Raw genomic sequence first — 14,047 nt, 5'->3', positions numbered from 1 at the left:
TCGAGACATCTATCGGTGACTGGCCGGCTACTCCGCGCTGTTGGCGGGTAGCCGGCCGGAGCTGAGGACACATCGATCGGGAGGGACTCATCGTGGTAGCCACACCACGATCGAGGCGCCTCGGCGTAGCCGCCGTCGCCTCGATCGCCGCCCTGGGGCTCGGGCTGACCGCCCCAGGCCAGGCATCAGCCGGACCCCAACCCACCGCCCATCAAACCGGCCGGAAGCCGGGCAAGGCAGCGCCGGACCGCAGCGTCACGCTGATCACCGGCGATCGGGTCACGCTGCACGGAGGTGACCCGGCCCGCGCCTCCGTACAGCCCGGCGCCGGTCGCACCAAACTTGCGTTCGGCACCTACCGGACGAAGGACCACCTGTACGTCGTACCGTCAGATGTCCGCCGCGACGTGAGCTCCGGCAAGCTCGACCGCCGGCTCTTCGACGTCACCGGCCTGATCGCGGCCGGCTACGACGACAAGGCGACTGCCACCCTCCCGCTGATCGTCGCGTACGGGACGGGTGCCCGGACGCGCGCTGCGATTCCGGGCGCGACCATCGCCCGTACGCTGCCCGTGATCGGCGGCGCGGCGCTGAAGCTCAGCAAGAAGAGCGCGACCAAGTTCCTGCCAGCGGGCGGTTTCGCCAAGGTCTGGCTCGACGGCAAGCGGCACGTCACGCTCGACCAGTCGGTCCCGCAGATCGGTGCACCGACGGCCTGGAAAGCGGGTTACACCGGCAAGGGCGTACCGGTCGTGGTCCTGGACACCGGCATCGACAAGTCCCACCCGGATCTAGCCGCCCAGGTCGTGGGGGCGAAGAACTTCACCAGCGCGCCGGACGGCGACCACTTCGGTCACGGCACTCATGTCGCGTCGACGATCGCCGGTACGGCGGCCGCCTCCAACGGCAAGTACAAGGGCGTCGCGCCGGGCGCACGGCTGTACGACGGCAAGGTCTGTGACGACGGCGGCGGTTGCGAAGACTCCGCGATCCTGGCCGGGATGGAATGGGCCGCCACCACGATCAAGGCGAAGGTCGTCAACCTGAGCCTCGGCGGGACCGACACCCCGGGTGTCGATCCGCTCGAAGAGGCAGTCAACCGGCTGACCGCCAAGACCGGCACGCTGTTTGTGATTGCCGCCGGCAACGATGGGCCGGGGGAGCGTACCGTCGGTTCGCCCGGTAGCGCCGATGCCGCGCTGACGGTCGGTGCTGTCGACAAGCAGGACCAGCTGGCCGACTTCTCCAGCCGCGGTCCGCGGGTAGGCGACGGCGCGGTCAAGCCCGATATCACCGCACCGGGTTTGTCGATCGTGGCCGCCAAGGCGAAGGACTCGGTGATCGGTGAGCCGGTCGGCGACAAGTACCTGCGCCTGGACGGCACGTCGATGGCGACGCCGCACGTGGCCGGCTCAGCCGCGATCCTCGCCCAGGAGCACCCGGGCTGGAAGGCCGCTGAGCTCAAGGGCGCGTTGATGGGCTCGGCCAAACCGGCCGCCGGCCAGTCGGCGTTCGAGCAGGGCGCCGGCCGGGTAGATGTTGCCAAGGGCATCGAACAGTCGGTGATCGCCGAACCCGGCAACATTTCCTTCGGTACGGCGATGTGGCCGCACAACGACGACAAGCCGGTCACGAAAACCCTGACGTACCGCAACCTGGGTACGCGCGCGGTGACGCTGAAGCTCGCTGCATCGCTGACTGACCAGGGCGGCAAGCCCGCGCCGGACGATGCGCTGAAGCTGAGCGCGGCGACGGTCACCGTACCGGCTGGCGGCACCGCGACCGTCCAAGCGACCTCGAACACCAAGCACGACGGGCCGGACGGTCTGTACTCCGGCCGGATCACCGCGACGGGTGACGCGGTCACCGTCACGTCCGCGATCGGTGTGGAGAAGGAGAAGGAGAGCTACAACCTGACCCTCAAGGCGATCGGCCCGGACGGCCGCCCCACCGCCGTCGACGCCGACGTGACCGCGGTCGACGGGGACATACACCAGACGGTCGGCGACGGCAGCAGCACGGTGAAGCTTCGTCTGGTCAAGGACGAGTACGTCGTCCAGACGAACCAGTTCATCGAAGGCGCCGCCGGCAGCCAGGCCACGTACACGCTCGTCGCACCGTCGGTGCGGCTCGGCAAGGACACCACGCTGGTGTTCGACGCCCGGGTGGCGAAGCCGGTCAAGGTGACGGTGCCGCAGGCCGGCGCGAAGATTGCGGTAGCCGACGTCGGGTTCGACTGGCAGTCGCCGAGTGGTCTGCGCAGGGGCAGCTCGTCGGTGGTGTTGTTCGACCTGGATCACACCTACACCGCGCAGGTCGGCCCGTCGGCGGCGCCCGGCCAGTTCACCGGGCACGTCGCGTCGCAGTGGGCGAAACCCGGCACGGGCGGGTCGTTCCGCGAATCGCCGTACCTCGTCGGTCAGGTGAACGCGTTCCGTGACATCTTCCCGACCGGATTCGTCCGGGCGGTGCGGCCGGCGGACCTGGCGACGATCCGGCAGACCGTCAACGCCGCGAGCGACCGGCAGTTCGAGCGCGGCATCTACGGCCGCGGACCTGGCATGAGCGGCGGCTGGGCGGCGATCATCGGCTACCCGAAGGCGCCGGTGACCGCGACGCTGTTGCTGGACAGCAAGCCGATCACCTGGTCGGCCGAGGTGGACGAGATCGTGCCGAGCACCGATCCGGGCAATCTGCCCGACACGATCGTGCGGCTCGAGTCGGCGGAGCGGTCGTACCGGGCCGGCCGTTCGGTCAAGGAACGGTTCAACGCGGCCGCTTTCACCGCCACACCGCGTTCAGCCGTCCGGCAGGACGGTGACCTGCTGATCTCGGTCTACCCGTTCACCGACGCTGACGGACATGGCGGAGCCAGCGCGGCGGATTCCGAGTCCAGCAAGCTGATCCGGGACGGCAAGGTCGTGGCCGAGTCGCCGTACTTCGGGTCGATCGACGCGACCGGGTTGCCGGCGGGGCAGTCGGCGTACACGCTCGAGTCGACGGTGAACCGGCAGTCGTACAGCAAGTTCAGCACCCGTACGGACCTGCGCTGGACGTTCTCCTCGGCGGCGACGCCGGACGCGAAGACGTTGCCCCTGCTGGGCATCCGGTATCAGCCGAAGGTGGACAGCCACAACGTGGTCGCCCGTGAGCCGGTCACGGTCCTGCCGGTCGTGATCGACGCACAGCCCGGCGCGACCGTACCGCTGCTCAAGCAGGTGAAGGTGGAGGTGTCGGGCGACGACGGCAAGACCTGGACCGACGCCACGGTCGCACCCGTCGGCCACGGAAAGTACAAGGCGATCTTCCGAACACCGGACGGCGCCAGGATTTCGCTGCGCTCGCACATGGTGGACGGAGACGGCAACACCACCACCCAAACGGTGATTGCCGCGTACTACCTCCGCTGACCGTGCAACGCAGGAGAGCGGTCGTCGCGTTGTAACCATGCGCCGACAACCGATTTCCTGGGGAGACCGTCAGTGGTTTTGAGTTCGAGTTTCATGCGCAGAGGTACGCCCGCGATCGCCGCTCTGGCGATCGCGGGCCTCACTTTCGCCCTGCCCGCACCCGCCCACGCCGCACCACCCGCCCACGCCGCACCACCCGGCTTGTCCACGGCGGGCAAGGACGTCACCGTCACTCTGATCACCGGCGACAAGGTGCTCCTGCCGGGCGGCGACCCGAAGAAGGTGACCGTCCAACCGGCCGCCGGCCGCGAGAAGATCGGCTTCAACACTTACAGTCACAAGGATCACGCGTATGTCATCCCGGCTGATGTCACGAAGGACGTCGGCGCCGGCCGGATCGATCGCCGATTGTTCGATGTCACGCAGCTGGTAAAGGACGGTTACGACGATGCGTCCACCAGTACGATCCCGGTGCTGACGACGTACGGGAAAGCCGCGAAACGTGCTGTGCCGAACGGCGCGAAGCTCACCCGGCAACTGCCGTCGATCGGCGGCGCTGCGATGAAGGTGAGCAAGAACAGCGCAAAGACCTTCCTGAGCACGGCCGGTTTCAGCAAACTCTGGCTGGACGGCAAGCGCAAAATCTCTCTCGACCAGTCGGTGCCGCAGATCGGCGGGCCGGTCGCCTGGCAGGCCGGGTACACCGGCAAGGGCAGGTCCGTCGCCGTACTCGACACCGGCGTGGACGCGACCCACCCGGATCTCACGGCTCAAGTGGCCGGCGCGAAGAACTTCACCACCGAGTCGGCCGACGACGTGGTCGGCCACGGCACCCACGTCGCGTCCACGATCGCCGGTACGGGTGCGGCATCCGGCGGCAAGTACAAAGGTGTCGCGCCGGACGCGAAGATCTATGACGGCAAAGTCTGTGAGGTCTGGGGTTGTGACGACTCCGCGATCCTGGCCGGGATGGAATGGGCCGCCAAGGACGTCAAGGCGAACATCGTCAACCTCAGCCTCGGCGGCCGGGACACTCCGGAACTGGACCCGGTCGAAGAAGCTGTGAACCGCCTGACCGCCGAGACCGGCACCCTCTTCGTGATTGCCGCCGGCAACAGCGGTCCCGGCGACGGTACGGTCCAGTCGCCCGGCAGCGCGGATGCGGCACTCACGGTCGGCAACGTGACCAAGCAAGACGCACTGAACGACACGTCCAGCCGCGGGCCCCGAGTTGGCGACAGCGCGGTGAAGCCGGACGTGACGGCACCTGGTACGGATATCGTCGCCGCCAAGTCGAAGGATTCGTCGATCGGTGATCCGGTCGGTGACAAGTACCTGCGGTTGTCCGGTACGTCGATGGCGACCCCGCACACCGCTGGCGCCGCCGCGATCCTGCTCCAGGAACACCCGGGCTGGAAGCCGGCTGACGTGAAGTCGGCGCTGATGGGCTCGGCCAAGGCCGCGTCGGCCCAGACGTCCTACCAGCAAGGCGCCGGCCGGATTGACCTGACCACGGCGATCAAGCAGACCGTGGTCGCCGAGCCCGGCAGTGTGTCGTTCGGCAAGGCGTCGTTCCCGCACGACGACGACAAGCCGGTCACCCGCGAGGTGACCTTCCGCAACCTGGGCACCGAGCCCGTCACCCTGGCGCTGACCTCGGTGCTCACCGCTCCAGGTGGTTCCCAGGCTCCCGCCGGTGCGTTGAAGCTGAGTGCCGACTCGGTGACGGTTCCGGCCGGCGGCACGGCGGCTGTGACCGCGACTTCGGACACCTCGCTGGGCGGCGCGGACGGCCTGTACAGCGGGCGCATCACCGCAACCGGCGGCGGTCAGACAGTCGCGGTTCCGGTGGGCGTGGACAAGGAAGGCCCGACCTACAACCTGACGGTCAAGTTGTTCCAGGCCGACGGGAAACCGGACGCGAACTACCCGGTCCTCCTGGTCGGCGTCGACAACGACCTGTTCGAGAACTTCTCGCCGGACGCGAACGGGGTGGTCTCGATCCGGCTGCCGCAGGGCGAGTATGTGGTCGATCAGTTCCAGGAGTTCGAGCGCGGTCCGGAGGACTGGATCTTCTTCAAACTGGTCGCTCCGAAGGTCCAGTTGACCTCCGACCGGACGGTGGTCCTCGACGCGAGCAAGGCGAAGGTCGTAACCACCACGGTTCCACGCGACGACGCTCGGCAAGCGAACGCGTCGATCGGATTCGTCCGGACCCTCGGCAGTGGCCCGTTCGTGAGCGGGTCGTCCGGGTTCATGTCCGGCAAGCTGTTCACGTACAGCACCGGCCCGAAGCTGTCCGGCGCGGAAATGACCGGCGAGATCACGTCGCAGTGGGGTGTACCCGGCGCGGACGGGTTGTACACGAACACGCCGTACCTGTATGGCATCGCGAACTACTTCCCAGGCGAGTTCCCCATCGGCTTCGACCGGCAGGTCAAGCAGTCCGACCTGGCAACGGTGGACCACACCGTGAATGTGAGCGACGGGGCCCAGCTGTACAACATGATGTTCCCTCAGGCGCCGAACGTGGGCGGTGGGTCGGCCCGGGTCATTCGCGTCGACGCGCCGCGTACGACGCGGTACTACCTCGACCAGACCGCCGGCGGCTGGGCGGGGATGCTCACACAAGGCGTACCGGACGGAGTTGCCTGGCGACTGGACGGTGCACCGGTGCGCTACCAGGCCGGACGGTCTTACCAGGAGCGGTGGAACGCGGCGGTGTTCGTGCCGTCTGTGCATACGGCGAAGCGGTCCGCGGATGCACTGGAGTTCTCGGTGTCCAATCTCGCTGATGCCGACGGCCATGTCGGCTGGGTGCAGACGACGTCCGGGAGCATGAAGCTGTACCGGGACGGGACCGAGGTCGGGTCGGCTGACGGGTTCTACTCGCTGGCGGTCAGTGGGCTGCCGGCCGGTAAGGCGTCGTACAAGCTGGTGGCGACCGGGACGCAGGCGGTGCTGCCGTTCTCGACCCGGGTCGATCTGGAGGCGACTTTCACGTCGTCGGCGGATCAGCCGGGCGTCGCGATTCACACGGTCGGGTTCAGGCCGGAGGTGGATGGGACGAACACGATGGCCCGCAAGCCGGTCACGGTCCTGCCGGTCCAGGTGCAGGGCGGTCCGGTGCGCAAACTGAAGGTCGAGTACTCCGACGACGCCGGCGCGACCTGGCGGCAGGCACCGGTCGCGGGCGGCAAGGCAGTCTTCCCGACCCCGGCCGGCAAGACGGTGTCCCTCCGCTCAACCGCGACGGACGTTTCCGGCAACACCACTACCCAAACCGTCATCGCGGCCTACAAGCTGCGCTGACCAAACGACAGCAGGCCCCCGGGTTTTGAACTGGGGGCCTGCTGTTTGGTTTGGGCGGGTCAGATCAGGCCGAGTTCCTGCACCGCGTCGCGCTCCTCGCCCAGTTCGGCGACGGAGGCGTCGATCTTGCCGCGGGAGAAGTCGTTGAGCTCCAGGCCCTGGACGATCTCCCAGTTGCCGTCCTTCGTGGTCACCGGGAACGACGAGATCAGGCCCTCCGGCACACCGTACGAACCGTCGGAGACGACCGACATCGAGGTCCAGTCACCCTCGGCGGTGCCGCGCAGCCAGTCCCGGGTGTGGTCGATGGTGGCGGCCGCGGCGGACGCGGCCGAGGACGCGCCCCGGGCCTCGATGATCGCGGCACCGCGCTTCTGCACGGTCGGCAGGAAGTCGTTCTCCACCCAGGCCTGGTCGTTCACGACCTCGGCCGCGTTCTTGCCGGCCACCTCGGCGTGGAAGATGTCCGGGAACTGGGTGGCCGAGTGGTTGCCCCAGATCGTCATCTTCTTCAGCTCGGTGACGTGCACGCCGGCCTTCTTCGCGAGCTGCGCCAGCGCGCGGTTGTGGTCCAGCCGGGTCAGCGCCGAGAACCGCTCGGCCGGGATGTCCGGCGCGTTGCTCTTCGCGATCAGCGCGTTGGTGTTGGCCGGGTTGCCGGTGACGGTGATCCGGACGTCGTCCGCGGCGTGGTCGTTCAGCGCCTTGCCCTGGCCGGTGAAGATCGCGCCGTTCGCGGACAGCAGTTCGCCGCGCTCCATGCCCTTCGTCCGGGGCCGCGCACCCACCAGCAGCGCGACGTTGACGCCGTCGAAGATCACGTTCGGGTCGTCGCCGATCTCGATCCCGGCCAGCCCCGGGAACGCGCTGTCCTCGAGCTCCATCACGACGCCCTCGAGGGCCTTCAGCGCCGGGGTGATCTCCAGCAGCCGCAGCTCCACCGGGGTGTCGGGCCCGAGCAGCGCACCGCTCGCGATTCGGAACAGCAGGCCGTAACTGACATTCCCCGCGGCCCCCGTGACGGCCACCTTCACCGGTGTAGTGCTCACGACACGCTCCTAGCTCATCCGATTGTGTGCTTCGGACGCTAGCAAGCCGTACGTTGCGGACCAACGCTGGGGGCAGCCGATTAGCTCACATCCCAATACATCATTCACCGATCGGTCACCCCGCGTACGTCGCGGCGCCGAGGCCGTACCCGAGGGTGGCTCGCAGTCCCCTGACTTGTTAGGAGAATCCCATGAAGCTGTCCAGCCGGCTGGTGCCGGTCGCCGCCTCGGCCCTCGCGGTCGCCGCGGCCGTCATCGTCCCCCAGGTGGCGCCCGCGTCCGGGCCTGCCGCGTCCGGGCCCACCGCATCCGCCCAGGCCGCGGACAGCCCAGCCGTGAGCACCGGCAAGCGCGACGACTTCGTCATCGTGGGTCACCGCGGCGCCTCCGGCTACCGTCCCGAGCACACCCTGGCGTCGTACGAGCTGGCCGCCCGGATGGGAGCCGACTTCATCGAGCCGGACCTGGTCACCACCAAGGACCGGGTCCTGGTCGCCCGGCACGAGCCGGAGATCGGCGGCACCACTGATGTCGCGAACCACCCCGAGTTCGCCGCCCGGAAGAAGACCAAGCAGCTCGACGGCGCCGCGGTCACCGGCTGGTTCGCCGAGGACTTCACCCTGGCCGAGCTGAAGACGCTCCGCGCCAAGGAGCGGATTCCCGCCACCCGCCAGCACAACACCGTCTTCGACGGGCGCTACCAGGTGCCGACCTTCCAGGAAGTGATCAACCTCAGCCGCCGGCTCTCCAAGGAGCTCGGCCGGCCGATCGGCATCTACCCGGAGACCAAGCACCCGACGTACTTCCGTCAGCAGGGCCTCGCGCTCGAGCCGGCGCTGGTGCGGACGCTGAATGCCAACCACCTGAACAAGAAGGACGCCAAGGTGTACGCGCAGTCCTTCGAGGTGTCCAACCTGAAGGCACTGCACAAGGAGCTTCGCGTGCCGCTGGTGCAGCTCACCAGCGCATCCGGTGCGCCGTACGACTTCGTGGTCCCCGGCGACAAGCGGACGTACGCCGATGTGGTCAGCGCGAAGGGCCTGCGCGAGGTCGCGACGTACGCCGCCGGGGTCGGCCCGAGCAAGGACCAGGTCATCCCGCTCGATGCGGCCGGCAAGCTCGGCAAGCCGACCAGCCTGGTCGCGGACGCGCACCGGGCCGGCCTGGTCGTGCATCCGTACACGTTCCGGGTGGAGAACACCTTCCTGCCGGCCGAGTACGACAGCTCGGCGAACCCGAGCGACTCGGGGAACCTGTTCGGCGAGATCGCCGCGTTCCGGCGGGCCGGGATCGACGGGCTGTTCACGGACAACACCGACATCGCGGTGGCTGAGGAGCGCGAGGCCAAGTAGGTAGTCAGTAGCTGACAGGATGGGTATGTGGAACGACAGGTCGGCTCCGGGGTCGCGAGCGTGGAAGCACAGGCCGACGGTACGTTCGTCCTCCGGATCGACGGCACGCCACAATCGCAGGTCGATCTCGCCGATCCCACCCACCTGCCGTTCGAGTACATGCGCCGGATCGGTGACGTCGTGGACGCGGTCGCGCCGCGGCGTCAGCCGGTCGCCGTTGCGCATATCGGCGGCGCCGCGCTCAGTCTGCCGCGGTACGTGGCCGCGACCCGCCCGCGATCCCGGCAGATCGTGCTGGAACCGGACGAGGACCTGACCGAGTTCGTCCGGGAGGCGCTGCCGCTGCCGAAGCGGGCCGGGATCAAGGTACGACCGGTCAGCGGCCGCGCCGGAATCGGCGAGCTGTACGACGACTCGATGGATCTGCTGATCCTGGACGCGTTCGAGCACGAGGCCGTACCGGCGAACCTGGTCACCGCCGAGTTCTTCGCGGAGTGCGTGCGCGTACTGCGGCCGACCGGCGTGCTGGTGGCGAATCTGATCGACGGGAAAGCCGGGCTGCCGTTCATCCGGCGGACGGCGGCGACCGTGCAGTCGGTGGTTGGCGCGGGGGTCGTGCTTGCGGAGCGGAAGATCCTGCGGGGCAAGGGATTCGGGAACGTGATCATGGTCGCGTCGGGTCAGCCCGTACCGGATTTGGTTGCCGCGGGGCGGCGGGCGCAACCGCCGTACGACGTGCAGCCGCTGGGGGAGTTGGCGGGGAAGGCGGCTCCGCTGACGGATGCGGAAGGTTTCGTCACGCCGCAGGCGCCGGCCGCAGTCTTCCGCACCTGACTCGGTTGATCGCTTGGGCCGCGGCTGTTCGTTCTTCGGGGGTTGCGCCGGCCGCGTGGATCAGGTGGTCGAGCCGGTCCCGGCCGGGGAGCCGAGTGCCCTGGAGCCAGGCCTGGATCGTAGTGCGAGGGATACCGGTCAGCTGTTCGAGCGCGCGCGACGATCGCGGGCGTACTAGCGCGGCGACGGCATCACCCAGCTCCGGCAGGCTCTCCGCATTCTCCAGCAGTTGAACGAGATCGCGCGGATCGCGGGACGCCTGCTCCCAGCGCCGACGCCACACCGGCAGCAGATCAGCCGGTACGCCACAACCGGTCAGGTACGCCGCCGTCACCGCCCACGTCGGCAGCTGCTTCCCGCTGGTGGCGCGGATCAGATGCGGATGCGAGTAATGCGCGCGCTCGGCCAGTTGCCGGTACGTGAGCCCGGCATGCCGGCGGACCCGATCCAGGGCAGCCGCGAAGTTCTCCACGTGTTCAAACATAACTCAACATGATTCAACAGATCAAGCACCCGGTTAGGCTTGGGGTCGTGTCTGTCGCAAAGGTTGCCGCCCTGGCCTATTACCCGGTGAAAGGTCTGGCCGGGATCTCCGTCGAGCAGGCCGAGGTGGGCCCGACGGGTTTGCTCGACGACCGGAACTTCATGCTGGTCGAACCGGACGGCACGTTCCTCAGTCAGCGCAAGCTGCCCGCGATGGCGACGCTGCATGCCGAGCTGGCCGGTGACCGGCTCCGGCTGACGGCCGCCGATGCTCCGGACCTCGAAGTGCAGATCCGGTACGACGGCAAGCGGCGCGATGTGAGTTTGTTCGGGAAATGGTTCGGCCTGGGCATCGTCCAGGACCCGGCCGCGGACGCGTGGTTCAGCGATCGGCTCGGTACGCCGGCCGCGCTGGTCCGGGTGACACCCGAACACGAACGGCCCGGCTGGGGCGCGCATCGCGGGCTGACCGGATTCGGCGACGCGCACGCGCTGATGATCACGTCGCAGGCCTCACTCGACGGGCTGAACGCGCGGATGCTCGAGCGCGGCGGCGACGCGATCCCGATGAACCGCTTCCGTCCGAACCTGGTGGTCAGCGGCTGGCCGGACCCGCACACCGAGGACAGCGTGCTCCGGATGACCGCGGGCACGGTCGAGATCGGGTACTCGGCGCGGGGCATCCGCTGCGCGGTACCGACCGTGGATCAAGCCACCGGCACCAAGTCCGGGCCGGAACCGACCAGGACCTTGGCGACGTACCGGCGCGAACCGGCGTACGGCGGCGGCGTCAGCTTCGGCATCAAGGCCGCCGTACTGACCCCCGGAACCCTGCACGTCGGCGACGAAATCACCGTCCACGAATGGATCCCGGAAGGCGCCGACCCCGCGCCGGCCACGCGTACCTAACAGCCGACGCGCGCGCGACCGGTGACGGCTTTGTAGGTGCAGGTGTCGAAGGTCTTACCCGCCGGCGTCTGGAACCGGGCGGTGTCGCCGGTGTTGTTCCAGATGTAGTTGCCCTGGTTCCAGTACAGCGTCTGCGCCCGGTTCCGGTTCTTCCCGGTACGCACGATCGCCGTCGTACGCCCCGGCAGCACGTACCCGCGCGGGAACACGAACTTGTGGTTCGCCGCATCCAGCACCCGGTAACCGGACAGGTTGATCGGCCGGCTGCTGAGGTTCCGGACGGTGAAGAACTCGTTGTTCAGCTGGGCATTCGTCCGCACGTCCGGGCCTGGCGGGTCGTACTGGATGCCGCTCAGCACGACGGTGATCGCCGCCGACGCGGACAGCGGCGCGATCGCGGCCGATGCGGCCAGCACGACCGCGGCGGTGCTGATGGAAAAGAGCGTGCGGAAGCGTCGTACGGACAACGGAATCCCCTTCGGCAGTGGGCCGATGTCCCCCCGGCCCGATGAATGAAGCTGCCGGTTCCCCCCGGCGGACGCACACGCTAGCCGTCACGCTCCGTGCTCGTCAAGGGGTCACTTCAGGGTTGTGGTGACGCCGTGCTTCAGCAAGGTGACGCGATCGGCCAGACCGGCTGCTTCGAAGGCGGTGATGAAGGTTTCGGGGCCTTCGCTGAAGTGGGACCAGCCTTCGGTGTGTACGGGGATGATGGTGGCCGGGGTGAGTAGGCGGGCTGCTTCGACTGCGTCGGTTGACGTGAGGGTGAGGTTTGCGCCGTCGAGGAGTGTTGTCCGGGCGGCGCCGGCGAAGAGGATGGCTACGTCGATGGGCGCGAAGCGGTCGGCGATTTCCTTCACAAGGCCTACGTTCGCGTTGTCGCCGGAAACGTAGACGGTCGGCAATCCGTCGCCTTGGAGTACGAAGCCGGTCACCACGCCGAGTACGGCCTCGGCGCCTTCCGGGCCGTGCAGGGCGGGTACGCCGGTCACCGTCAGGACGCCGCCGTCCGGGCGCGGGAGGTCGATCGACTCCCAGTTCGCCAGGCCGCGTACGCCGGGGATCCGCGTCGCCGCGTCCGGTGTCGAGAGGACTGTCGGGATCGATGACAGCAGCTCACGGCCGGTGTCGTCGAGGTTGTCCTTGTGCTGGTCGTGCGACACCAGCGCGACGTCGACCCGGCCGAGCTCCGCGAACGGCACCGCCGGGCCGGTCAGCTTCCGCATCACCCGGCCAGGGAGCTGGTACTCGCGCGGCTCATCGAACGCCGGGTCGATCAGGAATGTGAGGCCACCGAGCTCGAAGACGGCGGTCGGGCCGCCGATGTGCGTGATCTTCATGTCCACAATCCTCATCGCGGCCGCACCGGTCGAACAGTGGCCCGCGAGTCAGGGATGCCGAAGATTGGGCCATACTGGGTGGGTGCGTAGAGTCGCGGTGCTCGCCTTTGACGGGATCAGTCCGTTCCACCTGTCGGTACCGTGCCTGGTGCTTGGGGAACGGCGGGCGCCGGCGGTGCGGTACGACGTACGCGTCTGCGCCGAGGAACCGGGATCGCTGCGGACGAACGCCGGCTTCGGGATCAGCGTGCCGCACGGGCTGGACGTGATGGACCAGGCCGATGTCGTCGTCCTGCCCAGCTGGGAGCCGGGGCGGCCGGCCTCCGACGAGTTGCTGGCCGCGATCCGGCGGGCGCACGCGCGCGGGGCGACCGTGGTCGGGTTGTGCATCGGCGCGTTCCTGGTCGCCGCGAGCGGGATCGCGGACGGGCGGGAAGTGTGTACGCATTGGCGCTTCGCGGACGAGCTGCGTACGCGGTATCCGGGGCTTGCCGTTCGCGCGGATGTGCTTTGGTCGGACCTTGGTGACGTCATCACCTCAGCGGGTACGGCGTCGTCGCTGGACTGCTGCCTGCACCTGGTCCGTACGCACTATGGCGTCGAGGTGGCGCAGCAGGTGGCCCGTGACATCGTGGTCGCGCCGCACCGGAGCGGGTCGCAGGCGCAGTACATCCCGGTGCCCGTACCGGCGGACCCGGCCGACGACCCCATCGAGAAGGCGATGGTGTGGGCCCGCGAACGGCTGGATCGGCCGGTGTCGCTGGACGAGTGGGCTGGGGTGGCGGCGATGTCGCGGCGCACGTTCACGCGGCAGTTCCGGGCCCGGACCGGGAGCTCCGGGCAGGCGTGGTTGCTGCGGCAGCGGCTGGACCGGGCGCGATTGTTGCTGGAGACAACCGATCGCCCAGTCGAACGAGTCGCGACCGAGAGCGGTTTCGGCAGCGCGGACACCCTCCGGCACCACTTCCACCTGGTGCTCGGCACCACCCCCCAACGCCACCGCCAGGAGTTCTCCAACAGCACCATCCGCGCGTAGCGGACCGTCTACAGCAGCGCGACCAGGGTGTAGGCGACCGGTGTCGTGGACCGTCTACAGCAGCGCGAACAGGGTGTAGATCGCCGGTGCCGCGAACGTCACCAGCAGGATCCAGGCGATCATCCGGTGGCCGGGTTTGCCGCGGTCCAGCGACGAGGCGAACGACAGCACCGCGCCCTCCTCGGTGTGCCGGCTCAGCCCCATCCGCTTCGCTTCCTCCGGCCGCCGATCCGGCCGCTCCGCCGCGAGAGCGTCCGGATGAATCCCGAAATGCGCCGGCCCGGCCCGATCCACATCATCCCGCTCGAAAAACATCCAGCCT

General features: G+C 68.5%; 11 protein-coding genes. 6 read left to right on the top strand and 5 right to left on the bottom strand.

Translation table 11 applies throughout. The features are described 5' to 3' along the window. The first annotated feature begins 92 nt into the window (after positions 1-92). Both ABD260_RS33025 and ABD260_RS33020 read left to right on the top strand, forming a co-directional pair. Complete coding sequence (locus tag ABD260_RS33025; protein ID WP_344240046.1) at positions 93-3,410, top strand: S8 family peptidase; 3,318 nt, start codon at positions 93-95, stop codon at positions 3,408-3,410. Positions 3,411-3,482: 72 nt separating this feature from the next. Further along, on the top strand, positions 3,483-6,722 hold the full coding sequence (locus ABD260_RS33020; RefSeq protein WP_425553452.1) for a S8 family serine peptidase: 3,240 nt from the start codon (positions 3,483-3,485) through the stop codon (positions 6,720-6,722). Positions 6,723-6,781: 59 nt separating this feature from the next. On the opposite strand, the gene ABD260_RS33015 is transcribed toward ABD260_RS33020, so the two are convergent. Continuing rightward, positions 6,782-7,771, bottom strand: coding sequence for a malate dehydrogenase (locus ABD260_RS33015; protein WP_344240042.1), 990 nt, complete (start codon positions 7,769-7,771; stop codon positions 6,782-6,784). A 191-nt stretch (positions 7,772-7,962) separates the two neighbouring features. On the opposite strand from ABD260_RS33015, the gene ABD260_RS33010 reads away from it, so the two are divergent. Further along, positions 7,963-9,123: a glycerophosphodiester phosphodiesterase gene (locus ABD260_RS33010; RefSeq protein WP_344240040.1), complete on the top strand. Its 1,161-nt coding sequence runs from the start codon at positions 7,963-7,965 to the stop codon at positions 9,121-9,123. A gap of 27 nt (positions 9,124-9,150) precedes the next feature. Further along, a complete protein-coding gene (locus ABD260_RS33005; RefSeq protein ID WP_344240038.1) occupies positions 9,151-9,957 on the top strand; it encodes a spermidine synthase in 807 nt (268 codons plus the stop codon). On the opposite strand, the gene ABD260_RS33000 is transcribed toward ABD260_RS33005, so the two are convergent. Beyond that, entirely contained in the window at positions 9,920-10,441 is a 522-nt protein-coding gene (locus ABD260_RS33000) for a helix-turn-helix domain-containing protein (RefSeq protein WP_344240036.1), read from the bottom strand. The genes ABD260_RS33005 and ABD260_RS33000 overlap by 38 nt on opposite strands. A gap of 47 nt (positions 10,442-10,488) precedes the next feature. On the opposite strand from ABD260_RS33000, the gene ABD260_RS32995 reads away from it, so the two are divergent. After that, positions 10,489-11,349, top strand: coding sequence for an MOSC domain-containing protein (locus tag ABD260_RS32995; protein ID WP_344240034.1), 861 nt, complete (start codon positions 10,489-10,491; stop codon positions 11,347-11,349). Here ABD260_RS32995 and ABD260_RS32990 read toward each other — a convergent pair. Together ABD260_RS32990 and ABD260_RS32985 are read right to left on the bottom strand one after the other, a co-directional pair. Next, positions 11,346-11,816, bottom strand: a complete 471-nt coding sequence (locus tag ABD260_RS32990; RefSeq protein ID WP_344240032.1) for a lamin tail domain-containing protein — start codon at positions 11,814-11,816, stop codon at positions 11,346-11,348. The genes ABD260_RS32995 and ABD260_RS32990 overlap by 4 nt on opposite strands. Before the next feature lie 111 nt (positions 11,817-11,927). After that, positions 11,928-12,689, bottom strand: a complete 762-nt coding sequence (locus ABD260_RS32985; protein ID WP_344240030.1) for an MBL fold metallo-hydrolase — start codon at positions 12,687-12,689, stop codon at positions 11,928-11,930. Positions 12,690-12,771: 82 nt separating this feature from the next. On the opposite strand from ABD260_RS32985, the gene ABD260_RS32980 reads away from it, so the two are divergent. Continuing rightward, positions 12,772-13,725, top strand: a complete 954-nt coding sequence (locus tag ABD260_RS32980) for a GlxA family transcriptional regulator (protein WP_344240028.1) — start codon at positions 12,772-12,774, stop codon at positions 13,723-13,725. Positions 13,726-13,779: 54 nt separating this feature from the next. Here ABD260_RS32980 and ABD260_RS32975 read toward each other — a convergent pair whose 3' ends face one another. After that, on the bottom strand, positions 13,780-14,040 hold the full coding sequence (locus ABD260_RS32975) for a hypothetical protein (protein ID WP_344240026.1): 261 nt from the start codon (positions 14,038-14,040) through the stop codon (positions 13,780-13,782). Positions 14,041-14,047: the final 7 nt, after the last annotated feature.

The sequence above is a fragment of the Kribbella hippodromi genome (genome assembly GCF_039531045.1).
GTDB classification, from domain to species: domain Bacteria; phylum Actinomycetota; class Actinomycetes; order Propionibacteriales; family Kribbellaceae; genus Kribbella; species Kribbella hippodromi.
Note: the sequence above shows the minus strand (reverse complement) of the source record. Positions and strands in the feature narration are given on the sequence as shown.

Coding starts and splice junctions, on each gene's coding strand:
- ABD260_RS32985 (WP_344240030.1), bottom strand. CDS start 12,689: ATGAAGATCACGCACATCGGCGGCCCGACCGCCGTCTTCGAGCTCGGT.
- ABD260_RS33010 (WP_344240040.1), top strand. CDS start 7,963: ATGAAGCTGTCCAGCCGGCTGGTGCCGGTCGCCGCCTCGGCCCTCGCG.
- ABD260_RS32975 (WP_344240026.1), bottom strand. CDS start 14,040: ATGTTTTTCGAGCGGGATGATGTGGATCGGGCCGGGCCGGCGCATTTC.
- ABD260_RS33000 (WP_344240036.1), bottom strand. CDS start 10,441: ATGTTTGAACACGTGGAGAACTTCGCGGCTGCCCTGGATCGGGTCCGC.